The 25,609-nt window shown below is 67.3% G+C and carries 23 protein-coding genes and 1 tRNA gene; 16 read left to right on the top strand and 8 right to left on the bottom strand.

Annotation, left to right across the window (positions count from 1 at the left end; translation table 11 throughout):
- Positions 1-3 precede the first annotated feature (3 nt).
- The 3 genes from AC1DNG_RS09320 to AC1DNG_RS09330 all read left to right on the top strand — a co-directional run bounded on the left by AC1DNG_RS09320 (position 4) and on the right by AC1DNG_RS09330 (position 2,872).
- A complete protein-coding gene (locus AC1DNG_RS09320; RefSeq protein WP_476887209.1) occupies positions 4-1,200 on the top strand; it encodes a glycosyltransferase in 1,197 nt (398 codons plus the stop codon).
- A 194-nt stretch (positions 1,201-1,394) separates the two neighbouring features.
- A tRNA-Ile gene (locus AC1DNG_RS09325) sits at positions 1,395-1,468 on the top strand.
- Positions 1,469-1,681: 213 nt separating this feature from the next.
- Complete coding sequence (locus AC1DNG_RS09330; RefSeq protein WP_476887210.1) at positions 1,682-2,872, top strand: acyl-CoA dehydrogenase family protein; 1,191 nt, start codon at positions 1,682-1,684, stop codon at positions 2,870-2,872.
- 145 nt (positions 2,873-3,017) lie between these two features.
- On the opposite strand, the gene AC1DNG_RS09335 is transcribed toward AC1DNG_RS09330, so the two are convergent.
- Positions 3,018-3,713: a M23 family metallopeptidase gene (locus tag AC1DNG_RS09335; protein WP_476887211.1), complete on the bottom strand. Its 696-nt coding sequence runs from the start codon at positions 3,711-3,713 to the stop codon at positions 3,018-3,020.
- Positions 3,714-4,189: 476 nt separating this feature from the next.
- Here AC1DNG_RS09335 and rpsB point away from each other — a divergent pair, with 476 nt between their 5' ends.
- From rpsB to AC1DNG_RS09365, 6 genes are all read left to right on the top strand, one after another.
- Positions 4,190-5,089, top strand: coding sequence for a 30S ribosomal protein S2 (rpsB, locus tag AC1DNG_RS09340; protein WP_476849393.1), 900 nt, complete (start codon positions 4,190-4,192; stop codon positions 5,087-5,089).
- A 133-nt stretch (positions 5,090-5,222) separates the two neighbouring features.
- Complete coding sequence (gene tsf / locus AC1DNG_RS09345) at positions 5,223-6,059, top strand: translation elongation factor Ts (protein ID WP_476887212.1); 837 nt, start codon at positions 5,223-5,225, stop codon at positions 6,057-6,059.
- A gap of 174 nt (positions 6,060-6,233) precedes the next feature.
- On the top strand, positions 6,234-6,971 hold the full coding sequence (gene pyrH / locus AC1DNG_RS09350; protein WP_018774549.1) for a UMP kinase: 738 nt from the start codon (positions 6,234-6,236) through the stop codon (positions 6,969-6,971).
- A 134-nt stretch (positions 6,972-7,105) separates the two neighbouring features.
- Positions 7,106-7,663, top strand: coding sequence for a ribosome recycling factor (gene frr / locus AC1DNG_RS09355; RefSeq protein ID WP_018774548.1), 558 nt, complete (start codon positions 7,106-7,108; stop codon positions 7,661-7,663).
- Positions 7,663-8,583, top strand: coding sequence for a phosphatidate cytidylyltransferase (locus AC1DNG_RS09360; protein ID WP_079551459.1), 921 nt, complete (start codon positions 7,663-7,665; stop codon positions 8,581-8,583). Before frr ends, AC1DNG_RS09360 begins: the two co-directional genes overlap by 1 nt.
- A 31-nt stretch (positions 8,584-8,614) precedes the next feature.
- Positions 8,615-9,241: a DivIVA domain-containing protein gene (locus tag AC1DNG_RS09365; RefSeq protein WP_051082302.1), complete on the top strand. Its 627-nt coding sequence runs from the start codon at positions 8,615-8,617 to the stop codon at positions 9,239-9,241.
- A 28-nt stretch (positions 9,242-9,269) separates the two neighbouring features.
- Here AC1DNG_RS09365 and AC1DNG_RS09370 read toward each other — a convergent pair whose 3' ends face one another.
- From AC1DNG_RS09370 to AC1DNG_RS09385, 4 genes are all read right to left on the bottom strand, one after another.
- Positions 9,270-10,736, bottom strand: coding sequence for a sodium/solute symporter (locus AC1DNG_RS09370; RefSeq protein WP_476887213.1), 1,467 nt, complete (start codon positions 10,734-10,736; stop codon positions 9,270-9,272).
- A gap of 91 nt (positions 10,737-10,827) precedes the next feature.
- Positions 10,828-11,250: a DUF485 domain-containing protein gene (locus tag AC1DNG_RS09375; RefSeq protein ID WP_230012025.1), complete on the bottom strand. Its 423-nt coding sequence runs from the start codon at positions 11,248-11,250 to the stop codon at positions 10,828-10,830.
- The gene (locus AC1DNG_RS09380) at positions 11,247-11,966 is read right to left on the bottom strand and encodes a LytR/AlgR family response regulator transcription factor (protein WP_476856476.1); all 720 of its coding nucleotides are present in this window, start codon (positions 11,964-11,966) and stop codon (positions 11,247-11,249) included. The genes AC1DNG_RS09375 and AC1DNG_RS09380 overlap by 4 nt, the downstream gene beginning before the upstream one ends.
- Positions 11,967-12,007: 41 nt before the next feature.
- The gene (locus tag AC1DNG_RS09385; protein ID WP_476856475.1) at positions 12,008-13,225 is read right to left on the bottom strand and encodes a sensor histidine kinase; all 1,218 of its coding nucleotides are present in this window, start codon (positions 13,223-13,225) and stop codon (positions 12,008-12,010) included.
- 260 nt (positions 13,226-13,485) lie between these two features.
- Here AC1DNG_RS09385 and AC1DNG_RS09390 point away from each other — a divergent pair, with 260 nt between their 5' ends.
- Both AC1DNG_RS09390 and AC1DNG_RS09395 read left to right on the top strand, forming a co-directional pair.
- Entirely contained in the window at positions 13,486-13,866 is a 381-nt protein-coding gene (locus tag AC1DNG_RS09390) for a DUF485 domain-containing protein (RefSeq protein WP_476856474.1), read from the top strand.
- Positions 13,863-15,479: a solute symporter family protein gene (locus AC1DNG_RS09395; protein ID WP_026266623.1), complete on the top strand. Its 1,617-nt coding sequence runs from the start codon at positions 13,863-13,865 to the stop codon at positions 15,477-15,479. Before AC1DNG_RS09390 ends, AC1DNG_RS09395 begins: the two co-directional genes overlap by 4 nt.
- A gap of 83 nt (positions 15,480-15,562) precedes the next feature.
- Here the strand turns inward: AC1DNG_RS09395 and AC1DNG_RS09400 are convergent, their stop codons facing one another.
- Positions 15,563-16,276, bottom strand: coding sequence for a hypothetical protein (locus AC1DNG_RS09400; protein WP_476856472.1), 714 nt, complete (start codon positions 16,274-16,276; stop codon positions 15,563-15,565).
- Between the two features lie 135 nt (positions 16,277-16,411).
- On the bottom strand, positions 16,412-16,885 hold the full coding sequence (locus AC1DNG_RS09405; RefSeq protein ID WP_026266622.1) for an Lrp/AsnC family transcriptional regulator: 474 nt from the start codon (positions 16,883-16,885) through the stop codon (positions 16,412-16,414).
- 195 nt (positions 16,886-17,080) lie between these two features.
- Between AC1DNG_RS09405 and pdhA the strand changes: the two genes are divergently transcribed.
- From pdhA to AC1DNG_RS09420, 3 genes are read left to right on the top strand one after another with little or no spacing between them, the layout of a single operon-like run.
- Entirely contained in the window at positions 17,081-18,259 is a 1,179-nt protein-coding gene (pdhA, locus tag AC1DNG_RS09410) for a pyruvate dehydrogenase (acetyl-transferring) E1 component subunit alpha (RefSeq protein ID WP_374706662.1), read from the top strand.
- Complete coding sequence (locus AC1DNG_RS09415) at positions 18,259-19,269, top strand: alpha-ketoacid dehydrogenase subunit beta (RefSeq protein ID WP_476849401.1); 1,011 nt, start codon at positions 18,259-18,261, stop codon at positions 19,267-19,269. The genes pdhA and AC1DNG_RS09415 overlap by 1 nt, the downstream gene beginning before the upstream one ends.
- Positions 19,266-20,684 (top strand): dihydrolipoamide acetyltransferase family protein, encoded by a 1,419-nt coding sequence (locus tag AC1DNG_RS09420; protein ID WP_476887214.1) that lies wholly within the window; start codon positions 19,266-19,268, stop codon positions 20,682-20,684. Before AC1DNG_RS09415 ends, AC1DNG_RS09420 begins: the two co-directional genes overlap by 4 nt.
- Positions 20,685-20,913: 229 nt before the next feature.
- Here the strand turns inward: AC1DNG_RS09420 and AC1DNG_RS09425 are convergent, their stop codons facing one another.
- Entirely contained in the window at positions 20,914-21,585 is a 672-nt protein-coding gene (locus tag AC1DNG_RS09425; protein WP_476856469.1) for an SACE_7040 family transcriptional regulator, read from the bottom strand.
- Positions 21,586-21,745: 160 nt separating this feature from the next.
- Here AC1DNG_RS09425 and AC1DNG_RS09430 point away from each other — a divergent pair, with 160 nt between their 5' ends.
- Both AC1DNG_RS09430 and AC1DNG_RS09435 read left to right on the top strand, forming a co-directional pair.
- Positions 21,746-23,353, top strand: coding sequence for a carboxyl transferase domain-containing protein (locus tag AC1DNG_RS09430; RefSeq protein ID WP_476887215.1), 1,608 nt, complete (start codon positions 21,746-21,748; stop codon positions 23,351-23,353).
- A gap of 7 nt (positions 23,354-23,360) precedes the next feature.
- Positions 23,361-25,586 (top strand): acetyl/propionyl/methylcrotonyl-CoA carboxylase subunit alpha, encoded by a 2,226-nt coding sequence (locus AC1DNG_RS09435; protein WP_476887216.1) that lies wholly within the window; start codon positions 23,361-23,363, stop codon positions 25,584-25,586.
- The last annotated feature ends 23 nt before the right edge of the window (positions 25,587-25,609 follow it).

A 25,609-nucleotide genomic window follows, 5' to 3' on the forward strand; every position in this document is an offset into this window, starting at 1 on the left:
CACGTGACCACGTCCGACAACCAGCCACCGCTGACCATCCTGATTGCCGCTGACACGTACCCGCCCCACGTCAACGGCGCCGCCCAGTTCGGCTACCGCCTCGCCAAGGGCATGACAGCCCGGGGTCACGATGTCCACGTCCTGGCGTGCCGCCCGGGCAAGGGCCCGAGCTACAGCGAGTTCAGCGACGAGGCTACCGTCCACCGCCTGCGCTCCCACTCGGTGCCCACGCACGAGTACTTCCGAGTCACCTTCCCCTGGGAGATCAAGAAGGAAATAGGGCTGTTGTTCGACCGCATCCAGCCGGACGTGGTGCACATCCAGAGCCACTACATGATCGGCGAGCACGTCCTGTACGAGGCCGTGAAGCGCGGCATCCGGGTGGTGGCGACGAACCACTTCATGCCCGAAAACCTGAACCCCTTCCTGCCGTTCCCGCAGTGGTTCAAAGACATTGTGGGCCGGATCTCCTGGCGGGACATGGGCAAGGTCATGGGCCAAGCCGACGTCGTGACCACACCCACGCCGCTTGCCGCCAAAGCCATGCACCAGCACGCCTTCCTCCGCCAGGTCCTGCCCCTTTCCAACGGCATCGACGCCGCAGCCTACGAGCTGCATCCCGGCGAGACGGTGGAACGCCACGCCAGCCCCACGGTCCTCTTCGCCGGCCGGCTGGCGGAGGAGAAGCACGTGGACGTCCTGATCGATGCCGTCGCCAAGACGCCCAAAGAACTGGACATCCACCTCGAAATCGTCGGCGGCGGAGAAGTCCGCCCTGCCCTGGAGGCGCAGGTCGCCCGGCTCGGACTGAAGGACAGGGTGAGGTTCCTCGGCCTGGCCAGTGACGCCGAACTTCGCACGGCCTACATCACGGCCGATGTGTTCTGCATGCCCGGCACGGCAGAACTTCAGTCCCTCGTGACCCTGGAGGCGATGTCGGCGTCCACGCCAGTCCTGCTGGCCGACGCCATGGCGCTGCCGCACCTGGTCCGCGACGGGGAAAATGGCTATCTCTTTATCCCCAACGACAGCGATGACCTCGCGGCCAAGCTGACGCGCGTGTTCTCGCTGCCCGACCACGAGCGTGATGCGATGGGCAAGACCAGCCGAGAAATGGTGGAAAGCCACGGTATCGCGCGCACGCTGCAGACGTTTGAGGACATCTACCGGGGCGCGAGCTACGACGACCTGGTCCTCTAGGCACACCGCCTGGCAGAACTGCAGCCCCTCCGAACGCCGCAGGTTCCACGGCGTCCAGTCCAAGAGCACCCGGGTCAGCACCGGCAGGCCGCCTGCCGGTGGCGGCATGCACGTGTGATGCGTCTACTATTGCTAGAGTATTTTTGCCCGGAACCAATCCGGCCCCCGCGGGCCAGGTCTGGCTCCGGGCGCAAGGGGCTATAGCTCAGCTGGTTAGAGCGCGGGACTCATAATCCTAAGGTCCTCGGTTCAAGTCCGAGTAGCCCTACTTTTATTTCTGCGGCGGCCCCCTCTTCCGGGGTCCGCAACCACGGGAGCCGTGGCTGACGTCCGACGTCGGCCGCGGCTCCCTTTTTGTCGGGTTTTCGTTGGGCCGGCACTTGCAGGCGTCCCGACACTGAGATAAGTTACTGATCAGTAACATATTGTCGGCGCGAAGCCCGCGCCCTTTTGGTCCCCGCTGATCGAGTGAAGGAACACCATGTCCAAAGCTGCCATCGACATCCACAACCTGCCCTACGCCGATGGCGATTTCTTTGCGTTCGAGCAGCTGCTCAGCGCCAAGGAGCAGGACAGGCTGGCCGAAGTCCGCGAGTTCCTCACCCGCGAAGTCCGGCCGATCGCCGTCGATTGCTGGAATCGCGCGGAGTTCCCCATGGAGTTGATCCCGAAGCTCGCCGAAATCGACCTGGTCAGCCCCGTCCGGAGGCAGGGCTACTCGAACCTCTTCGCAGGCATCCTGCACGCGGAGGCCACCCGCGCCGACACGTCGATCGCGACGTTCATGGGCGTCCACGACGGGCTCTTCACGGGCTCCATCGAAGCCCTTGCCTCCCAGGAGCAGCAGGACGCGTGGCTTCCCGAGATCTACTCGCTCAAGAAGATCGGCGCCTTCGGCCTCACCGAACCCCTGGGCGGCTCCGACGTCGCCGGCGGTACGCGCACCACGGCACGGCGCGACGGCGATAACTGGATCCTCAATGGAGCCAAGCGCTGGATCGGCAACGCGACTTTCTCCGACTGGGTGGTCATCTACGCCCGCGATGTCGAAGACAACCAGGTCAAAGGGTTCCTCGTGGACACCAAGACGGAGGGGTACAGTGCCGTGAAAATCGAGAACAAGATCTCGCTGCGCACGGTGCAGAACGCTGACATCACGTTGGACAACGTTGTGGTGCCGGAGTTCTTCAAGCTCGCCAACGCCAACAGCTTCCGCGACACCAACAAGGTCCTGAAAGTCACCCGCCTGGCCGTGGCCTGGCAAGCGGTGGGCCAGCAGCTCGCGGCCTTCGACGTCGCCCGGCGCTACGCCGTGGAACGCAGCCAGTTCGGCCGTCCGATTGCCTCCTTCCAACTGATCCAGCACCAGCTCGTGCAGATCCTCGGCAATGCGGTCAGCTCCATGGGCATGATGGTGAGGCTTTCCCAGCTGGAGGACGCGGGGGAGGCGAAGGACGAGCAGTCCGCGCTGGCCAAGGCCTTCACCACCGCGCGGATGCGCGAAAGCGTGGCCCTGGGCCGGAGCATCCTCGGCGGGAACGGGATCGTGACGGACTTCGAGATGGCCAAAGTCTTTGCGGACGCCGAAGCCATCTACTCCTATGAGGGCACGCACGAAATCAACACCCTCGTCACCGGCCGGGCTATCACGGGCATTTCAGCGATCGTCTGACGGGCGCCAAACGGGCGCCAAACTGTCGCCGCGGCTGCCCGCGGGCGTCAATGGACGATCCGCGCATCAAAGCCAAACGGTCGCCGCGGCTGCCCGCGGGCGTCAATGGACGATCCGCGCATCAAAGACGGCGCCAAATGCTGCATCACGGACCCGGATTCAGGGGCGGGAGCAGAACCGACGGCCGAAGGTCCATCACGAAAGCCAGCGGGTTGACGTAGTCTTCGCCGCGGCGGACGCCCCAGTGGAGGCAGGGCGGGGCCGGGCCGCAGTGGCCGGTCTGCACCTGCCCCAGGACATCGCCCTCCGCCACGGCGGACCCTGCCCTCAGTGAACTCGCCACCGGCTCGAAACTGCTGCGCAGCCCGTTGCCGTGATCGATCGTGATGACCGGCCGGTCCACCACCGTCCCGACAAAGCTCACCGTCCCGGCGGCGGGCGACTTGAGGGGGGCGCCATCGAAGGCCGCCTCAAGATCGACGCCGCGGTGACCGCTGAGCCACGGCTTGGCCGGGGGATCGAAGGCGCGGAGCACCGCCGGCCGCGGGCTCAGCGGCCAGCTCCAGGCAGGCGCAGGGACCGGCCCCGCCCTCGGGGAGCCCCGGCCGGAGGAAATCGCAGCCCGGGCGGCAATGGCGGAGTAGCCGGCATCTGTGGGGCCGGAGCGGGCGGCGGCGTAGCCGGCGTCTGTAGCGTCGGCGTCGGCGGCGGAGACATGGGCAGCGGCGGAGACATCGGCGTCGACGGTGATGGGGGGAGGTGCCAGGAACGTGGCCAGGAACAATGCCGCCAGGAGCTGTGCTGCCAGGAGCAATGCCCGCAGGCCAAGTGGGAGCTTCATGGCCCCAGCCTGTCAAGGCAGCACCCCGGGCGGAATCTCCCGCCATGGCTATGTGGATAAGGTGCCCGCCGGCCCCCGCCAAAGCCCCCGAACCCCGCACCGCTGCCGTGGCAAAACCGTCCTCCTGGGCGGGGTCGCTGTAGTACACTTGGTGGAGCAGTTTGCTGTGCCCTCACGCTTGTAAGTCGCGATATTCGTGATTGCCGAAGCCGGCACGCCTCATTCAGGGGTGCGGGGGAGCAGCAGCTGACTACGCGTATCCAGCCCTCCTCAAAAGAAGCCTGAAACTTCCGGTGCGGAGGACTGCGCCTCCTGCGGTCCGTTCCACATGGCATGTCCATATGGCGCGGATGGGAAGTGCAGTGGATGCTAGGAGCAACGCCCGCCCCGGGCGAATGCTAAACAACCGTCAACTATTGGCAGGGTAAGAGGGCCATGGGCTCTCTCATGAATGACCTGCCGGAAGGAGCGTCGGCATGCCCGTCGTAACTATGCGCCAGCTGCTTGACAGCGGCGTCCACTTTGGACACCAGACCCGCCGTTGGAACCCGAAGATGAAGCGCTTCATCTTCACGGAGCGCAACGGTATCTACATCATTGACCTGCAGCAGTCGCTGTCCTACATCGACCGTGCCTACGAGTTCGTGAAGGCCACCGTTGCACACGGCGGCACCGTTCTCTTCGTCGGCACCAAGAAGCAGGCGCAGGAATCCATCGCCGAGCAGGCCACCCGCGTTGGCCAGCCGTACGTCAACCAGCGTTGGCTCGGCGGTATGCTGACCAACTTCCAGACGGTCTCCAAGCGCATCCAGCGCATGAAGGAACTCGAAGAGATCGACTTCGACGACGTCGCCGGTTCGGCTTACACCAAGAAGGAACTGCTGCTCCTTCGCCGCGAACTCACCAAGCTGGAAACCAACCTCGGTGGTATCCGCAACCTGACCAAGGCGCCGTCCGCGCTGTGGATCGTCGACACCAAGAAGGAACACCTTGCTGTCGACGAGGCCAAGAAGCTGAACATCCCGGTTGTGGCCATCCTGGACACCAACTGCGATCCCGACGAAGTCGACTTCCCGATCCCGGGTAACGACGACGCCATCCGCTCCGTCAACCTGCTGACCCGCGTTGTCGCCGACGCCGTTGCTGAGGGCCTCATCGCCCGTAACCAGCGCGCCACCGGCACCACGGAAGCTCCGGAAGAGCCGCTGGCCGAGTGGGAGCGCGAGCTCCTCGAAGGCAACAAGGCTGAAGCTGCTGCAGCGCCCGCCGCTGAGGCTGCACCGGCTGCTGACGAAGCACCGGCCGCCGAAGCTGCTCCGGCCGCTGAGGACGCACCGGCTGCTGAAGAAGCACCGGCCGCCGACGAAGCCAAGTAGTCAGACAAGTAAATCTGGATCTCCCCACATGCGCTCAGCTGCATAGGGGGTACCGACAGGATGGCCGCTCACTCGGTGAGCAGCCGTCCTGTCGGTCCGTACACCACATAAATTTCTAGACAGAGGGGTTCACATGGCGAACTACACTGCCGCTGATATCAAGGCTCTGCGCGAGCGCACTGGCGCCGGCATGATGGATGTCAAGAAGGCTCTTGACGAAGCCAACGGTGACGCCGAGAAGGCCATCGAAATCATCCGCATCAAGGGCCTGAAGGGCGCCACCAAGCGCGAAGGCCGCTCCACCGCCGAAGGCCTGGTTGCCGCCAAGGTCGCCAACGGCGTCGGCGTGATGATCGAAGTCAACTGCGAGACCGACTTCGTCGCGAAGGCTGACAAGTTCATCCAGCTGGCCGACAAGGTCCTGGCTGTGGCCGTCGAGTCCGGCGCTGCCGACCTCGAGACCCTGCTCGCCACCGAGGTCGACGGCAAGCCGCTGTCCGAGGTCGTCATCGAAGAGGGCGCCGTTCTGGGCGAGAAGGTTGTTGTCCGCCGCATCTCCCGCATCGAGGGCGCCACGGTCGACGCTTACCTGCACAAGACCTCCAAGGACCTCCCGGCCCAGGTCGGCGTGCTGTTCGCTGTTGACGGCGAAGGCGAAGCGGCTGCCACCGCAGCCCACGACGTCGCCGTTCACGTCGCCGCCATGGCTCCGAACTACCTCACCCGTGGGGACGTTCCGGCCGAGCTCGTCGAGTCCGAGCGCCGCATCGCCGAGGAAACGGCCAAGGCCGAGGGCAAGCCCGAAGCCGCGATGACCAAGATCGTCGAAGGCCGCGTTACCGGCTTCTACAAGGGCGAGGTCCTCGTTGACCAGGCATTCGCCAAGGATGCCAAGAAGTCTGTCGCACAGGTCCTCGAAGAAGCCGGCGTCAAGGCAACTGCCTTCACGCGCTTCCGCGTCGGTTCCTAGTCAGACTGGCCAGACACCAGTCAGGCACTAGCCAGACACGCTAAGGGGGTGGTCACCACGGTGGCCACCCCTTTTGCATGCACCCGTGAGGCACCGTTTCCGGTCACGGCCGGAATGCCTCCTTGGGCGCCCAGCACGATAACCTAACTCAGAGTTCACCAACGGGAAGGCACCATGGAAACCGTCACCACTTCAGCCCAGCCAAAGAAGAACAGGCGCCGCGTCCTCTTGAAGCTCTCCGGCGAGGTCTTCGGCGGTGGGAAACTGGGCGTCGACCCGGATACCGTCCGCGGCGTGGCCAAGCAGATCGCCGCCGCAGTTCCCGATGTGGAGGTCGCAATCGTCGTCGGCGGAGGCAACTTCTTCCGCGGCGCCGAACTGTCCCAGAGCGGCATGGACCGCTCCCGCGCCGACTATATGGGCATGCTCGGAACCGTCATGAACTGCCTCGCGCTCCAGGACTTCCTTGAGCAGGCCGGGGTGGAAACGCGCGTGCAGAGCGCCATCACCATGGGCCAGGTCGCCGAGGCCTACATCCCCCGCCGCGCCATCCGCCACATGGAAAAGGGCCGGGTTGTCATCTTCGGCGCCGGCGCCGGCCTGCCGTACTTCTCCACGGACACCGTGGCCGCCCAGCGCGCCATGGAGGTCCACGCCGACGTCGTCCTGATGGCCAAGAGCGGCGTCGACGGCGTCTACACCGCCGACCCGAAGAAGGACCCGACGGCGGAGAAACTGCACCGCCTCAGCTACGACGACGCCCTCCGCCGCGACATCCGCGTGATGGACCAGACCGCGATGACCATGTGCAAGGACAACAACCTCACAATGGTGGTCTTCGGCATGGAAGGCGAGGGCAACGTCACCCGCGCCATCCGGGGCGAAGACCTGGGCACCGTCGTCACCCCCTAGCAACGGCTAGGATGTTTTCAGGACCTTTCCGCCGCCAGGCGGAAGACAAAAGCGCCCGGCGGAATACGGCAGGCGCACAAAGAAGACGTGCCGCGCCCCGGCCCCCGGGACGCACCAATTTCTGAGGAGAGACCGTGATCGAAGAAACCTTGCTCGAAGCCGGGGACAAGATGGACAAGGCAGTTGAGGTAGCCAAGGAAGACTTCGCCTCGATCCGGACCGGCCGCGCGACGCCTGGCCTGTACAACAAGGTCATCGTCGAGTACTACGGCACGCCGACGCCGCTGCAGCAGCTGGCCTCCTTTGCGGTCCCGGATGCCCGCACCATCCTCGTCACCCCGTACGACAAGACGGCCCTGCGCGACATCGAACGTGCCCTCAGCGACTCCGAGGTCGGCGCCAACCCGTCCAACGACGGCAACGTCATCCGGATCACCATTCCCGAGCTGACGTCCGAACGGCGTAAGGAATACGTCAAGATCGTCAAGTCCAAGGGTGAGGACGCGAAGGTGTCCATCCGCAACATCCGCCGTAAAGCGAAGGAAACGCTGGACAAGCTCGTCAAGGACGGCGACGCCGGCGAAGACGAAGGCGCGCGCGGTGAGAAGGAACTCGACGCCATGACCAAGGCACACGTGGACGGGATCGACGAGCTGCTCAAGCGCAAGGAAGCTGAGCTGCTCGAGGTCTGATGAATCAGGCACAGGAGGCCTCCGGGCCGCGCGCCCGGAGGCGGGGGAAGCAGCGCGAGAACCCAACGCCCAAAGCGGGCCGGAACCTGCCCGCCGCCACGGTGGTGGGCGTAGGCATGCTGGTATGCGTCCTCGGCGGCCTGCTGTTCCTCCCGCTGGGCTTCGTCCTGGTGACCGCCACCTTTGCGATCTTCGGCGTCTGGGAGATCTTCCGTGCGCTGGAGGCCGCAGGCACCCGCCTGCCGATCGTGCCGGTGATGGTCGGCACGGTCGCCATGCCGATCGCCGCCTACTTCGGCGGCCTCGAAAGCCTGCTCTTCGCCATGCTCGTCAGCAGCGTGGCGGTGCTGTTGTGGCGGACCCTGGAGGGCGCCGCCGGTTCGGCGCGGAGCATTTTCGCAGGGGTCTTCACCCTGTCCTGGGTGCCGTTCCTGATCAGCTTTGCGGCGCTGCTGCTGCACACCGCCGACGGCGAGACGCCGGTAGGCCTGTGGCCTGACGGGGTGATTCCGGCGGGTGCGTGGGAAATCGCGACCCTGCTGCTTTTGGTGGTGGCCAACGACACCTTCGGTTACCTCGTGGGCGCCTCCCTGGGCAAGCATCCGATGGCCCCCAAGATCAGCCCCAAGAAGACCTGGGAAGGCTTCGCCGGCTCGATCGCCGGGGCCGTCGTCGTGGGCGTGCTCGCCATGATCTTCGTGCTGGGCGAACCGTGGTGGTTCGGCGTCGTGCTCGCCGTGGGCATGGTGGCAGCCGCCACCGCCGGCGACCTCGCCGAATCCATGGTCAAGCGCGAGCTCGGCATCAAGGACATGAGCAGCATCCTCCCCGGACACGGAGGCGTCATGGACCGGCTGGACTCGATTGTCTTCGCCTCGCCGGTGGCGTTCATCCTGTTCTCGGCCCTCACCGCCGCCTAGAAGCACCGGACCAGCACTTCCGGCGCCTAGAATGGTGCCGAGCAAACCAGCCGAACGGCATCAAAGGAACAAAGTAACAGTGGACATTCAACGGCAGATTCCTGCGTCTTTTGACCGCGTGCAGCGGAACCAGTATGGCTACAACGCCAGGCAGGTCGACGATTTCCTGCAGCGCGCACGGGTGTCATTCGAAGCTCCGTCCTCGGCCTCCCGCGCCATCAAGAGCTCGGACGTCCGCGCCGTGTCCTTCGATCCCGTGAAGGGCGGCTACGCCGCCGCCGGCGTGGACGCCGCGCTGGACCGGCTCGAAGACGCCCTCGCCAGGCGCGAGCGCGATGAGCTCGTTGCCGAACGCGGCGAGGATGCCTGGCTGCGCGAAATCGGCCGGCTCGCGGGCGTCCTGCGCGGGCGCCTGCACCGCCCGGACGGCCAGCGCTTCCGGCGCCCGTCCAAGCCCAAGGCCCGCAGCTACAACACCACCGACGTCGACGACCTCTGCCACGAGCTGATCGGCTACCTCGAGGAGGACCAGCCGCTGAGCGTGGACAACGTCCGGCGCGCCGTGTTCCGTCCCGCCGTGGGCCGGGAGGGCTACGAGGAAAGCCAGGTCGACGCATTCCTGGAGCGCGCCGTCGAGCTCATGGCGGCCATCGACTAGTCACGCCCCGCCCGGAGCCCCGCCAGGGTCACCGTTCCGTCGCGAGCGGCCGTTCCGGGGTGTGCAGCCGGGTCATCAGCCGTGTCATTGTCCGCGGCACCCGGCCCCGCGTGGCCCGCGACACCAGGATCGTGACGGCGAACGCGGCCGGCACCGTCCATGCGGCCGGTTGCGCCAGCCACGACGGCGTCTGCGCAGCACCCAGCACCGAGCCGGCCACCATCGCGCTGCCGCAGAGCACGCCGCCGGTCGCCATGCCCGCGATAGCCCCGGCGTCCGTCAGTCCCCGCCACCAAATGCCCAGCAGCAGGACAGGGCAGATCGTGGACGCGGTAAAGGCAAACACGAGCCCCACGCTGCCGGCCAGTGCCAGCGACTCGGTCATCGACGCGATTCCCAGAGGCACCAGCGCCGAGATCAGCGCTGCCAGCCGGAAGCCCCGCACGCTGCCGCCGAACACGTCCTGGCTGATAACGCCGGCCAGAGAGACCACCAGGCCCGACGTCGTCGACAGGAACGCCCCAAACGCCCCCGCCACCACCAGCGCAGAGAGCAGGTCGCCGGCCGCCCCGCCCACCAGGCGGCCAGGCAGCAGCAGCACCAGGGCATCGGCCGGCCCGCTTTGGGCGAGGTCGGGGGCGTAGGCCCGGCCGATCATGCCGTAGGCCGTGGGGAACAGATAGAAGACCGAGAGCAGGCCCAGGACAATCAGGGTGGTGCGGCGGGCCGACTGTCCGTCCGGATTTGTGTAGAACCGGACCAGCACGTGCGGCAGGCCGAGGGTTCCGAAGAGCAGGGCCACGAGCAGCGAAATGACCTGATAGGGGCCCGAGGGTGCCAGCGCCGTCGGATTCACCGCGGGGGCTGCCTCCGCCGGGGAGCTGTTGCCGCCCAGCACCAGCAGCATGAACACGATGGGCACCGCCACCGCCGTCAGTTTCAGCCAGTACTGGAACGCCTGGACAAACGTGATGGAGCGCATCCCGCCCGCCACCACGGTGATGCAGACGACGGCGACCACCGCCACCGGGCCTACCCACGCCGGCAGCCCGGTGGTGATCCGGATGGCCAGGGCGGCGCCGTGGAGTTGCGGGACGATGTAGAGCCAGCCGACCAGGACCACCACCAGGCTTGTGACGCGGCGGACGGCACGCGAATCGAGGCGTGCCTCGGTGAAGTCAGGGATCGTGTAGGCGCCCGAGCGGCGCAGGGGAGCGGCGACGAACAAGAGCAGCATCAGGTATCCGGCCGTGTACCCCACCGGATACCACAGGGCGTCGGTACCGGAGAGCAGGATGAGCCCGGCGACCCCCAGGAAGCTCGCGGCCGAGAGGTACTCCCCGCCGATTGCTGAGGCGTTCCACCACGGCTTGACCGTCCGGGACGCCACGTAGAAGTCCCCGGTGGTGCGCGAGATCCGTAACCCGTAGAAACCAATCACAGCCGTGGCGAGGGAGACGGCGGCGAACGCCGCGACGCCGACGACGGGGTTCACCGGCCGTTCACCCGGCCGCGTGGGTGGCCGCCCACCGGGCCCCGTACGTGGCCGCCCGCCGGGCCGTTCACGTGGGTCCTCACCTGTTCGGTCATTTGTCGCCGGCGAGGTCCCGGTAGCGGGCCTCGTTCCTGGCCGCGGTCCGCACGTACAGCCAGGCACTGAGGCCGATCACGGGATAGATCCCGGCCCCCAGCAGGACCCAGTCGAAGGGAAGGCCGGCAATCGTGGAGTCCGCCAGGCCGGGGACCAGCCCCAGCATCAGCGGGAAGGCGAGCATGATCAGCAGGAATCCCAGGGCCACCACGAGGCCCAGCCGGAGCTGGGACCGGATGAGCGAACGGACGAACAACTGCCCGGCGTCGGTCTCCTCCTCCGCTTCGCGGGAGGCTGCCGCGGAGCGCCCGCCGTTCAGGGCGGCGCTGTTTGCTGCGGTGCTGTTTGGTGCGGTGCCGTTTGGTGTGGCGCTGTTTGGTGTGACGCTGCGCGGCGCCGTGACCCGGACCCGCGTCATGCCTGCGGCCGGATACGGGTTGCGCCGAGCTTTTCCCGGACAGCAGGCAGGTGCCGGCGGCTGATAGGCAGTTCGGCTCCAGCCACGGTGACGCTGGGCCGCGCTGCGGCGAGCTTCAAGTGGCTGACGTGGCTCAGCGCGATCAGGTAGGAGCGGTGGATGCGGACGAATCCGGCGTCGGCCCACTGCTGTTCGAGGTCCGCCAGCGGAACCCTGATGAGGTAGCTGGCATCGGCGGTGTGCAGCCGGGCGTAATCACCCTGCGCCTGGACGTAGGTCACGTCCTCGCGACGGATCATTTTGGTGGTCCCGCCCAGGTCCACGGTGATCATTTCGGGTGCAGGGGCACCATCCTTGAGCAGTTCGCTGATGCGTCCGATCGACTTTGCCAGCCTTTCGGCCCGCACGGGCTTGAGGAGGTAGTCCACGGCCGCGAGCTCGAAGGCCTCCAGCGCGCAGTCCTCGTCGGCAGTGACGAAAACGACGGCGGGCGGGCGGGCGCTGCGGGAGATGGCCCGCGCAATGTCCAGCCCGGACAGCGCCGGCATGTGGATGTCGAGGAACACGGCGTCGACGTCTTCGGCCTCGAGGGCACGCAGGGCCTCGGCGCCCGAGGAAGCCCGGTGGATGGCGCCGATCCGGTCATCCCGGCCGAGCAGGAAGGCCAGTTCCTCAACGGCGGGGAGCTCGTCGTCGGCGACGAGGACGTTAATCATGGCTCTAGCGTACTGCCGCAGGCATTCTTGCCCGACCGGAATCAGGCATCGTGCCGGGGCTGGGACTTGGGGACGCGCATCGTGATCAGGGTGCCTTCGCCGGGCGCGGTCTCGATCACGAGGCCGTTGTCGTCGCCGTACACCTGGCGCAGGCGGGCGTCGACGTTGCGCAGCCCGACGTGGTCGCCGTCGCTGTGCCCGGCAAGGACAGCGCGCAGCTGGTCGGGGTCCATGCCCACGCCGTCGTCCTCGATCGTCACTTCCGCGAAGGCACCGGAGTCATTCGCAGTGATGGAGATGTGGCCCGGGCCCTCCTTGGCCTCCAGCCCGTGCCGGACCGCGTTTTCCACGAGCGGCTGCAGGCTCAGGAAGGGGATCACGGTGCTGAGCACCTCGGGAGCGATCCGCAGGCTGACCTGGACGCGGTCCCCGAACCGGGCCCGCTCCAGGAGCAGGTAGCGGTCGATGCAGCGCAGTTCCTCGGCCAGGGTGGTGAAGTCGCCGTGGCGGCGGAAGGAGTAGCGGGTGAAATCGGCGAACTCCACCACGAGCTCGCGCGCCCGGACCGGATCCGTGTTGATGAAGGATGCGATCGCGTTGAGCGAGTTGTAGATGAAGTGCGGACTGATCTGGGCGCGGAGGGCGCGGACCTCGGCTTCCATCAGGAGCGTGCGGGAGGCGTCGAGCTCGGCCAGTTCCACCTGCGTGGCCACCCAGTCAGCCACCTCCCCGGTGGCGCGGACCAGTCCCGCCCCGGCGGCCGGCGCGAAGGCGGCCACCACACCCACCACACGCGTGCCGGTTTTGATCGGGGCGATCACGACGGCGCGCTCCACCTCCGGCGCCAGCGTCATGCCGCCGACGCCAGCGGCCAGGAGCTGGAGTTCGCCCGCCGGAATGACGGCGAGGTGGCCGCCGTCGAACACTTTTGACGCGAGCCCCATCAGGGCAGGCTTGAGCTCCTCGGCGGCGCCGTCCCACGCGAGCACGCCGGTTGTGTCGGTGATGGCGAGGGCATCGCAGCCCAGGATGCTGCGCAGTTGCCGGCTGGCCTTGGCCGCACCGGCAGGGTTCAGGCCGGTCCGCAGGTACTGGCCGGCCCGGGACGCGGCGTGGAGCGTCGTGTAAGTGGCGCGCTCGGCATCGGTGCCGAGGTCGCGGAAGGAGCGGAGGACCTGGAGCCCGACGGCGACGACCACCGTGATCGCCATGGCGATCACCGCGACGGCGGCGGCGGTGAACAGGGGAGAGTCCGGCATGATGCCCAGCCTACCGCCGGTGCCGGGGCTGACGGCTCTGGCACGTGCCCGGACACCGATGGCCGCGAAACAGGTGTATCGGGCGCCGTTTGGCGCAGCGCCGGGACCGCTGAGCGACGCAGGCTGCCCCGGCTGTGGTAGGTAGCCCACGTCACGGTGCACAGTGATTGCAGTCACATCGGCAGGATGGGTTGCAGGGTGCGTCCCGCGCAGACCACGGCAACCGGTGTGGACTCACCAGTCTCAATGAGGAGGAACCGATGGGTCACGACGCCCAAGAAACGGACGCTGCGGCGGCCGTGGACTTCAAGGAAGTCCAGTCGACGGAGCAGTTCCAGGAACTGCGCACCCGTCACCGCAGCTTTGTCTTCCCGCTCTCCATTGCCTTTCTGCTCTGGTACTTCGCCTATGTCCTGCTGGCCGACTACGCGGTCGGATTCATGTCGATCAAGCTTTGGGGCAACATCAACGTCGGCCTGATCCTGGGCCTGCTGCAGTTCGTCTCCACGTTCGCGATCACCGGCTGGTACGTCAGCTACTCGAACCGCAAGCTGGACCCCATTGCCTCCGCGATCCGCCAGGAAATCGAGGGGCACGAATTCGACAAGCACGGCAACCCGGTTGGGGGGACAGCAAAATGACACTCATGGTTCCCGCAGTAAACGTTGCAGATCTCAAAGACACCACCCTGCTGAACATGGGCATCTTCGCCCTCTTCGTCGCGATCACCATGGTCATCGTGATCAGGGCCAGCCGCAACAACAAGACGGCAGCCGACTACTACGCCGCCGGACGTTCCTTCACAGGCCCGCAGAACGGCACCGCCATCGCCGGCGACTACCTCTCCGCAGCGTCCTTCCTCGGCATCACCGGAGCCATCGCCATCAACGGCTACGACGGCTTCATGTACTCCATCGGCTTCCTCGTCGCCTGGCTCGTCGCCTTGCTGCTTGTCGCCGAACTGCTCCGCAACACCGGCAAGTTCACCATGGCCGATGTCCTCTCCTTCCGGCTCAAGCAGCGCCCCGTGCGCATCGCGGCAGCCATCTCCACGCTGGCCGTCTGCTTCTTCTACCTGCTGGCCCAGATGGCTGGTGCCGGCAGCCTCATCTCGCTGCTCCTGGGCATCAGCGACTGGGGCGGACAAGCCCTGGTGATCATCGTCGTCGGCGCCCTGATGATCATGTACGTCCTGATCGGCGGCATGAAGGGCACCACCTGGGTGCAGATCATCAAGGCCATGCTCCTGATCGCCGGAGCGGCCGTCATGACCTTCTGGGTCCTCGCGATCTACGGCTTCAACCTCTCCGACCTGCTGGGCGGCGCGGTGGAAACCTCGGGCAACCCGAACCTGCTCAACCCGGGACTGCAGTACGGCAAGACGGAGACCTCCAAGGTCGACTTCCTGTCCCTCGGCCTGGCCCTGGTGCTCGGCACCGCAGCCCTGCCGCACGTGCTGATGCGTTTCTACACGGTTCCGACCGCAAAGGAAGCCCGAAAGTCGGTGGTGTGGTCCATCTGGCTCATCGGCATCTTCTACCTGTTCACCCTGGTCCTGGGCTACGGCGCGGCTGCGCTGGTGGGTGCCGACACCATCAAGGCAGCCCCGGGCGGCGTCAATTCGGCCGCGCCGCTGCTCGCCTTCCACCTCGGCGGTCCGCTGCTCCTGGGCTTCATCTCGGCGGTGGCCTTCGCGACCATCCTGGCCGTCGTCGCCGGCCTGACGATCACCGCGGCGGCATCCTTCGCCCACGACATCTACGCCAGCGTCATCGCCAAGGGGAAGGCCGACGCCGCCACCGAGGTCAAGGTTGCCCGCCGCACCGTGGTGGTGATCGGGCTGCTGGCCATCGCCGGCGGCATCTTCGCCAACGGACAAAATGTCGCGTTCCTCGTCGCGCTCGCCTTCGCCGTGGCTGCCTCCGCCAACCTTCCGACCATCCTCTACTCGCTGTTCTGGCGCCGGTTCACCACCCAGGGAGCCCTGTGGAGCATGTACGGCGGATTGTCCGCGGCCATCATCCTGATTGCGCTCTCCCCGGTGGTCTCCGGGGCCAAGACGTCGATGATCCCCGGCGCCAACTTCGCCATCTTCCCGCTGAGCAACCCGGGCATCGTCTCCATCCCGCTCGCGTTCTTCCTGGGCTGGCTGGGCACCGTCCTGGACAAGCGGAAGGAAGACGCCACAAAGCAGGCCGAAATGGAGGTCCGTTCCCTGACCGGGGTGGGCGCCGAAAAGGCTACCAACCACTAGGAAGGCTGCACCAGCAGAGAAGCTCCCGTGCAGCAGCACGGGAGCTTCTCTGTGGATGGGCGCTTCGACAGGGTTTTTCGAGGTCAGCGCTGAGGCCTCAGCCGAATGTTCACCATCTTCAGCTCGTCGTGGCCCTCGAAACGGTAGGCCAGCTCCACACTTTTCGTGTCGCAGTCGATCGTTCCGGCCACGTCGGCGGCGTTGGAGCCGTTGTTGGAGCTGACGTTGAGGCTTGAAAAGTTCGGTTTACAGCTGCCGTCAAGCTCCAGGCTCTGCACCCCCGCGGCGAACTCCTCCGGCGAAATCTTCCGCATGAGGGCCGGATCCAGGTACTTCTCGTAGGCGGTGCTGACCTCACCGGCGATGAGCATCTTCGTGAAATCGTCAGCGATGCCCCGTGCCTGGTTGGTGGCTCCGCCCACCACGTTGAGCAGGACGACGGCGCCGGCACTTACCAGCAGGAGCACACCGCCGACGATCCCGAGGACAATCCACAGGGCCTTGCGGCTCTTTTTCGGGGGCGGCAGGGCGGCGCCGCCGTAGTAGGGCGGCGGCTGCCCCGGACCGCCGTAGTACGGAGGTGCGCCGTCGGCGGGTGGCGGGTAGCTGGGTGCCGCGCCGGTCGCGGGTGGCGGGTAGCTGGGTGCCGCGTAGTTGGGCACCGCGGCGTCGGCGGGTGGCCCGGGCGGCGGGGCGTAGTACGGAACGGGCGGCTGGCCGGGCGCCGGGTGGCCGGCTGCAGGCTCATGCCCGGGCTGCGGCGGTACCGGGCGGTGTGGTTCCTCGGGACTGCTCACGGTTCAAGCCTTTCCGGCAGTCCAGACAAGCCACTGCCTGTTGCACTGGGCCGCGTGCGCGGACCCAAGGACTCAGGGGGACCCAACGGACACAGCCTAGCGCCGCGGCCGCCCACGGCACAGATGAAAAGCGGATCAGTTATCGGCGGATCCGCGCTCCAGCAGGGGCTGGATCCGGAACGGGATCAGCTCGCCCATCGCCAGTGCGGTATCGGTCCGGTCCACGCCGTCGCACGCCAGTATCTTGCCGTTGATCCGGAACAGGTCCTCGGCGTCGAGCGCCACCACCCGCAGGAGCAGATCGGCCGAGCCCGTCAGGCCGTAGCCCTCCAGGATTTCCGGAATCCCGGCGAGCTCGACGGCGAGGGGTCCGAGCTTCTGCTGCTGGACGTGGACGGAGATGAAAGCCATCAGCGGGTACCCCAGGGACACCGGGTTGATCCGCCGCTCGAAGGAGAGGAACACGTGCTTCTTCTCCAGCTGGGCCATCCTGGCCTGCACCGTATTGCGCGAGAGTCCGAGCTTCTGGGCGAGGGCAACCACGGTCCGCCGGGGGTCCCGCGCCATGGCCGAAAGCAGGCGGGTGTCAGTGCCATCCAAGGTTTGCATAATGCGCAAGATTAGCACGGTTGGCGAACGTCAAACAGTGCATAATGCTCAACATTTTTGCGGGTGGTTGTACCCGATGAGCATTGTGAGTAGGGTCACAATTATCCGGGGCAACGGCGCCCGGGCGGCTGGCGCGCCGCGGGATCACGAGTCCTGCGAGTTCCGGTCAGACGACGTCAGAAGGTGCGGACAACAGTGTTTACCGACGACGCGGGCAAGGGCGGCATTGCCGCCGGGGGCCCCGGAAACAGTGAAAATTCTATGAGGCGGACGGGCGGCGACCTCGTCCAGCTCATCACCCCGGCGGGCGAGCGCATCAGCCATCCCGAGTTCGATCCCTGGCTCCAGGACGTCAGCGATGAGCAGCTCTGCGCGCTCTATGAGGACATGGTGGTCATCCGCCGGATCGATGCTGAAGCCACAGCCCTCCAGCGGCAGGGCGAACTGGCACTGTGGCCGCCACTGCTCGGCCAGGAAGCATCCCAGATCGGCTCGGCCCGCGCCCTCCGCGAGGACGACTTTGTCTTCCCCAGCTACCGCGACAACGGTGTCGCCTACTGCCGGGGAGTGAAGCCGGAGGACCTCGTCCGTGCCTGGCGTGGCAACGCCTCCGCCGGCTGGGACCCGTTCACCGTCAACGTTGCCACCCAGCAGATCATCATCGGCGCGCAGAGCCTGCACGCCACGGGCTACGCCATGGGCATCCAGAACGACGGCGCCGACTGTGTCGCCGTGGCCTACTTCGGCGACGGCGCCACGAGCGAAGGCGACGTCAACGAAGCCATGGTCTTCGCCGCGAGCTTCCAGGCGCCCGTCGTCTTCATCTGCCAGAACAACCACTGGGCCATTTCCGAACCCGTCCGGCTGCAGTCGCACATCCAGCTCGCGGACCGCGCCTCAGGCTTCGGCATCCCCAGCATGCGGGTCGACGGCAACGATGTCCTCGCCGTCATGGCAGCCACCCGCATTGCCCTGGACCGTGCCCGGCGCGGCGGCGGCCCCACCTTCATCGAGGCCGTGACCTACCGGATGGGCCCGCACACGACGGCGGACGACCCCACCCGCTACCGGGATGCCAACGAACTCGAAGACTGGGCCGCCAAGGACCCGATCAGCCGGATGAAGTCGCTGCTCGAGCGCAAGGGACTGCTGACCGCGGACCTCGAGGCCGCCGTCGCCGCGCAAGCTGACGCAGTGGCCAAGGAACTCCGGGCCGGCACCATCAACATGCCCGAGCCGCAGCCGCTGGATATCTTCAAGCACGTGTACAGCACGCCCAACTCCTGGCTGGACCGCCAGCAGGAGCACTACTCCCGTTACCTGGCTTCCTTCGGCGATCCCGCAGAAGCCGCTTCTGAAGAAGGTGCACGCTGATGACGCAGATGACCTTTGCCCGAGCCATCAATTCGGGCCTGCGCAAGTCCCTCGAAAACGATCCCAAGGTGGTCCTGATGGGCGAGGACATCGGCGCCCTTGGCGGTGTCTTCCGTGTCACCGACGGGCTGCAGAAAGACTTCGGCAAGCACCGCGTCGTGGACACCCCGCTCGCCGAATCGGGCATCATGGGCACCGCCGTCGGCCTGGCATACCGCGGGTACCGTCCGGTGGTGGAGATCCAGTTCGACGGCTTCATCTACCCGGCGTTCGACCAGATCGTCAGCCAGGTCGCCAAGATGCACTACCGCACCCAGGGCGCGGTCAAGATGCCCATCACCATCCGCGTCCCGTTCGGCGGCGGCATCGGCTCGCCGGAGCACCACTCGGAATCGCCCGAGGCCTACTTCACCCACACCTCGGGGCTGCGCGTGATCAGCGTGTCCAACCCCCAGGACGCCTACACCATGATCCAGCAAGCCATCGCCTCCGACGATCCCGTCCTGTACTTCGAGCCCAAGCGGCGCTACCACGACAAGGGCGAGGTGGACGAGAGCGTCGACCTGAGCTCTGCCCTGTCCATGGAAAAGGCCCGTGTTGTCACCGAGGGCACGGACGTCACCCTCGTGGCCTATGGCCCGCTGGTCAAGACCGCCCGCGACGCCGCCATGGCGGCCGCCGACGAAGGCATCTCGGTTGAGGTCATCGACCTGCGCTCGCTGGCACCGCTGGACTTCGCCACACTTGAGGCCTCGGTCCGCAAGACCGGCCGTCTGGTCATCACGCACGAGGCCAGCCAGTCCGGCGGCCTCGGCGCCGAAGTCGCCGCGAGCATCACCGAGCGCTGCTTCTACCACCTCGAGGCCGCTCCCGTCCGCGTGACCGGCTTCGATGTTCCCTACCCTTACTCCAAGCTGGAAATGCACCACCTGCCGGGCCTTGACAGGATTCTCGACGGCGTCGACCGTGCCCTCGGCCGCCCCAACTCCCTCAGCGGGCTGGAAGGATGAGCGCCACCATGATCAAGGAATTCAGGCTCCCGGACCTCGGCGAGGGACTGACGGAATCGGAAATCGTCGCCTGGAAGGTCGCGGTAGGGGACACCGTCACCCTCAACCAGATCATCGCCGAGGTAGAGACGGCCAAGGCCGTCGTCGAGCTGCCCTCGCCGTTTGCCGGCGTCGTCGCGGCCCTGCACGAACAGCCCGGCACCGTTGTTGAGGTCGGGAAGCCGATCGTCTCCTTCGAGATCGAGGGCGACGACGGCGCCGCCGGTTCCGGCGGCGGTGCTGGTGCGGACGGGGCCGCAGGCGGCAAGCGTGAGCCGAACCTCGTGGGCTATGGCGCGGTCCTGGAAGCGTCCGGCCGTCCGGCCCGCCGCGCCCGCACCTTCGCGGCCCCGGCGGCCCCTCCGGCCGTCGCGGCAGAGCCGGTGGCACCAGTACGTGCTGCTGAACCGGCCGTCTCTGCGCCGGCCGAATCCAAGCCGGTCGAAACCTCGGCGGCATCCGCGGCGGGGGAGCGCCCGCGGTCCACGCCTCCGGTGCGCAAGCTGGCCAAGGATCTCGGCGTCGACCTTGAGGCCGTGCCCGGTACCGGGGAGCGCGGGCTCATCACCCGCGACGATGTGCTGAACTTCGTCGGCGGCGGGGACCTGCCCGCGGCCGCCCAGGAGCCCGCCGGTGCGACGGCGCAGGCCGCAGGGCTTGTCCGGGCCCCGGGCGAGCGCGAGACCCGCACGCCGATCAAGGGCGTGCGGAAGTTCACGGCCGCCGCCATGGTGGCCAGTGCCTTCACCGCGCCGCACGTCACCGAGTTCCTGACCGTCGACGTCACGCCCACGATGGAGCTGCTGGCACGGCTCAAGGCCAGTCGCGCGTTCGCCGGGTACAAGCTCACCCCGCTGACGCTCGTGTCCAAGGCCGTGCTGATTGCGTTGCGCAACCACCCGACCCTCAACGCCCGCTGGGACGAGGCCAACCAGGAGATCGTCCAGTTCAACTACGTGAACCTGGGCATCGCGGCCGCGACCCCGCGGGGGCTGACGGTTCCGAACATCAAGGACGCGGACCGGATGTCCCTCATGGATCTCTCCTTGGCCCTGACGGAACTGACGGACACGGCCCGGGCCGGGAAGACAAGCCCTGAGGCGCTCTCCGGCGGCACGATCTCCATCACGAACATCGGCGTCTTCGGCATTGACGCCGGCACGCCCATCCTGAATCCGGGCGAGGCAGCCATCCTGGCCCTCGGCGCGGTCCGGAAGATGCCGTGGGAGTACAAGGACGAGGTCGCGCTGCGCCAGGTCATGACGCTCAGCCTGTCTTTCGACCACCGTCTGGTCGACGGCGAGCAGGGCTCGCGGTTCCTCCAGGACCTCGGCGCCATGCTGGCCGATCCGGGCATGGTCCTCGCGATGGTCTAGGTCCCTCTACACAGCTGCCGGCTGCCCCGTCCGAAAGGAAGGGGCAGCCGGCAGCTTCGTGGTGTGCGGGCTCCTTTGGGCGGGGTTGTCGCCGTCCCGGGGCGCATGGAGGACAATTTCGACGGCGGCGGCCCCGTTGACGGCGTCTCCGTGCCTAAGTCGCCATGGGGTGGACACGTGGGCGGTGGACACGTGGACCCGGGAGGGCGCCCGGGGCGGGGGGAGTTGCTTAGCCGAGCGGCTCGGTGGGAGCCGGTGCCAGGAGCGCGGCCAGCGCCATGCTTTCCAGCAGCGGCCTCGCGCGGCGGACCCCGATCCGGCGCCCGTGGCTGCGCACCGAGTGCGGGGTCGAGTTGATCAGCCCGAACGTGGCATGCGCGCGCATCCGCAGTTCGGCGGCCTCCGTGCCCTCGTGCAGTCCGGCCAGCACGTCCACCCAGAGTTCAACATAGTTGCGCTGAAGCGTGCGGACCTCGGCCTGGTCCTCGCCGGCCAGGTTGCTGAAGTCCTGGTCCTGGACCCGGATGACGTCCGGGTTGCTCAGCGCAAAGTCGACGTGGAAGGCCACCAGCCCGCCCAACGCCGCCAGATCGCCGTCGGAATCGGCCACCACCCTGCGGCCGCCGTCGAGCAGGTCCTGGCTGACACTGAGCAGCAGGGCGCCGAGGACGGCCTGCTTGCCGGCGAAGTGACGGTAGACCGCCGGTCCGCTGACGCCGGCCGCGGCCCCGAGATCCTCCAGGGAAACGCGGTTGAAGCCCTCCAGGGCAAAGAGCGCAGCGGCGGCGGACAGGAGGGCCTGCCGTCTGTTCGCCTTGGCCTGGCTGCGCTGGGTTGAGGCTGCCTGGGGCGGGGCTGCCTGCGCTGACGGAAGCTGGGCAGTCTGGCTGGGCTCGGTCACCGGCGCATCCCCTCTTTACAAAATGATCCCTGTGTTGGACATCACAGTTAATAGAGACTAACCTAAATCTCAGTTATGCGGTACTAACCGAAATAGTCGGGCGGCCTGAGTTGCCGCTCCGGCGCGCAAGTCCGCGCCGGTCAGGGAACGGAAACAGTCAATGGAGACAATCGCCAGCCGGGTGGATGCGACGAGCACCGCCTACGCCGCGAACCGGGAGGCCCAACTGGGGCTGGCCGGCGAGCTGAGGGAACGGCTCGCCACCGCCGCGCTGGGCGGGCCCGCGAAGTCCCGGGAACGCCACGTGGCGCGCGGCAAGCTCCTGCCGCGCGAGCGCATTGACCAGCTGCTCGACGATGGCAGCCCCTTCCTGGAGATCGCCCCGCTGGCCGCGGACGGCATGTACGACGGCGACTCGCCCGGTGCCGGCGTCATTGCCGGCATCGGGCTGGTGCACGGCCGCCAGGTGCTGGTCATTTCCAACGACGCCACGGTCAAAGGCGGCACCTATTATCCGATGACGGTGAAGAAGCACCTCCGCGCGCAGGAAATCGCCCTGGAGAACCGGCTGCCCTGCATCTACCTCGTGGACTCCGGCGGGGCGTTCCTGCCCAAGCAGGACGAGGTCTTCCCGGACAAGGAACACTTCGGCCGGATCTTCTTCAACCAGGCGAGGATGTCCGCGGCGAAGATCCCGCAGATCGCCTCGGTCATGGGCTCCTGCACCGCCGGCGGCGCCTACGTCCCCGCGATGAGCGACGAGACCGTGATTGTCCGCAACCAGGGCACCATCTTCCTGGGCGGCCCGCCGCTGGTGAAGGCCGCGATCGGCGAGATCGTCACGGCGGAGGAACTCGGCGGAGGCGACGTGCACTCGAAGATCTCCGGGGTCACGGACCACCTGGCCGAGAACGATGAGCATGCCCTCCAGATCGTCCGGGACATCGTCTCCACCCTGCCGAAGCCCTCCGCGCCAGTCTGGGACGTGGACACCGTCGTCGAGCCCGTTGCCGACCCGGATGAGCTCTACGGTGCCGTGCCCACGGACGTCAACGCCCAGTACGACGTGCGTGAGGTCATCGCCCGGCTGGTCGACGGCAGCCGGTTCCACGAGTTCAAGAAGAACTACGGCACCACCCTGGTCACGGGCTTCGCCAAGCTGCACGGCCACCCGGTGGGCATCGTGGCGAACAACGGCGTGCTGTTCAGCGAGTCCTCGCTCAAGGGCGCGCACTTCATCGAACTGTGCGACCAGCGCGGGATCCCGCTGATCTTCCTGCAGAACCTCTCCGGCTTCATGGTCGGCAAGGACTACGAGCAGGGCGGCATCGCCAAGAACGGCGCCAAGATGGTCACCGCCGTCGCCACCGCCAGGGTCCCCAAGTTGACCGTCGTGATCGGCGGGTCCTTCGGCGCCGGCAACTACTCAATGTGCGGACGCGCCTACTCCCCGCGCTTCCTCTGGATGTGGCCGGCGTCGCGGATCTCCGTCATGGGCGGCAACCAGGCCTCCAGCGTGCTCGCCACCGTGAAGCGGGACCAGTACGAGGCCCGCGGCGAGGAATGGTCCGCCGCGGACGAGGAAGCCTTCAAGGCCCCGATCAAGGCCCAGTACGAGGACCAGGGCAGCCCCTACTACTCCACCGCCCGCCTCTGGGACGACGGCGTGATCGACCCCGCGGACACCCGCACCGTCCTGGGACTGGCGCTCGACGTCGTCTCCCGCACCCCGCTGCCGGAGACCTCCTTCGGCCTCTTCCGGATGTGAGCCAGCCATGAATCTTTCTTCGCCGACCATCTCTTCGCCCACCACGCCTTCCGTGGCCACCCCTCCAGCCACCCCCACAACCGGCACCCCGCTGTTCGGCACCGTGCTCGTCGCCAACCGCGGCGAAATCGCCTGCCGCGTCATCCGGACCCTGCGCGCCCTCGGCATCCGTTCGGTCGCCGTCTATTCCGACGCCGACGCCGACGCGCGGCACGTGCGGGAAGCCGACTTGGCGGTCCGGATCGGGCCCGCCGCGGCCACCGAGAGCTACCTCAAGATCGAGGCCATCATCCAGGCCTGCCGCGACACCGGCGCCGAGGCCGTGCACCCCGGCTACGGCTTCCTGAGCGAGAACGTCGACTTTGCCCGCGCCCTCGAAGCCGCCGGCATCACGTTCATCGGCCCCGGCGTCGAATCCCTGAACGTCATGGGCGACAAGATCCGCTCCAAGAACCACGTCACCGGCTACGGCGTCCCCGTGGTCCCGGGCATCGCTGAACCCGGCATGACCGACGCGCGGCTGATCGAGGCCGCGGCCGGCGTCGGCTTCCCGTTGCTGATCAAGCCCTCCGCCGGCGGCGGCGGCAAGGGCATGCACATCGTCGAACGCGCCGAGGACCTGGAAGCCACCCTGGCCACCGCACGCCGGGTCGCCGCGAGTGCTTTCGGCGACGACACCTTGTTCCTGGAACGGCTCGTGCTCACCCCGCGGCACATCGAGGTCCAGATCCTGGCGGACAACCACGGCAACGTCATCCACCTCGGGGAGCGCGAGTGCTCGCTGCAGCGCCGCCACCAGAAGGTCATCGAGGAAGCACCGTCCCCGCTGCTGGAATCCCTGCCCGACGGAGCGGAGATCCGCGCCCGGATCGGCGAAGCCGCCTGCCAGGCCGCGCGCAGCGTCCACTACTCCGGCGCCGGGACCGTGGAATTCCTGGTCTCGGACGCCGCCCCGGACGAGTTCTTCTTCATGGAGATGAACACCCGCCTGCAGGTCGAACACCCCGTCACCGAGATGGTCACCGGCATTGACCTCGTCGAATGGCAGGTGCGCATCGCCGCCGGCGAGGAACTCACGGTGACCCAGGCCGACGTCGTGCTGACCGGCCACTCGGTGGAGGCACGCGTCTACGCTGAGGTGCCAGAGAAGAACTTCCTGCCGTCCATCGGACAGGTCGTGCTGCTGGACGAACTGCCGGACACCGCGAGTGGCAAGGTCCGTGTCGACTCGGCCCTGCTGGAGGGCCTCCAAATCTCGAGCAGCTACGACCCGATGATTTCCAAGGTCATCGCGTGGGGCGAGGACCGGGCTGAGGCTTTGGACACCCTCGATGAGGCGCTCGCCGGGTATACCGCGCTGGGCATCGACACCAACGTCGAATACCTGCGGCTGCTGATCAACGACGCCGACGTCCGCGCCGGACGGCTCGACACCGGCCTGATCGAACGGAAAATGCCGGAGTTCTCCTTCCGGCACCCGGGCGACTTCGAGGTGGCCGCTGCTGCCGTCTTCGCCGCTGCGATGCACGGGCATGAAACGCAGGACGCCGGGACAGGCCCCTGGCATCTCGGTAACGGGTGGCGGCTCGGTGCAGCTGCCCCGCGCCGGATCAGCCTGGGGACCCCCGACGGCGGTATCGCCACGGTGCAGGTATCCGGCTCCTTGGCGCGGGGGACGGCGACCGTGGCAGTCCACGGCGGCCCGCGACGCCCGGCATCATTTCGGTCCACCAAGCGAGGCACCGCGGAGTTGACTCTGGGCGACGAATCCCGCAGCTACGCGCTGGCGCCTGTCCACCGCGGGCCCGTCCCCCCTGGCCCCGGCAACCCGATGCCAACGGAAGTGTTCCTCGGCAACGAGGGCTGGTCCTGCCGGCTCGAGGTGCTCACCCGGGAGACCCGGCTCGCCCGGGTGCTGGCCGCGATCGAACGCGAGGAAGGCGCCGCCGACCCGGCGGTGCGCTCGCCGATGCCCGGCACCGTGGTGTCGGTGTCCGTCGGCAACGGCGACGCCGTGGAGGCCGGCCAGGTCCTGCTCTCGGTGGAAGCCATGAAGATGGAGCACCAGCTCGTGGCGCCCCTGGACGGAACCGTCCACATCAGCGTCGGCTCCGGCGACCTCGTCAAGGCCGATCAGGTGGTGGCAACGATCCACCCCGCTGTTCCGACTGAACCCTCGAAAGCGGAGGACACGATCGAGGAAGCCGTCATCGCGATGGGCGCGGCCGAATGACCGAACCGCACTGATCCCACCGC

This window comes from Arthrobacter sp. 01T425 (genome assembly GCF_056398725.1).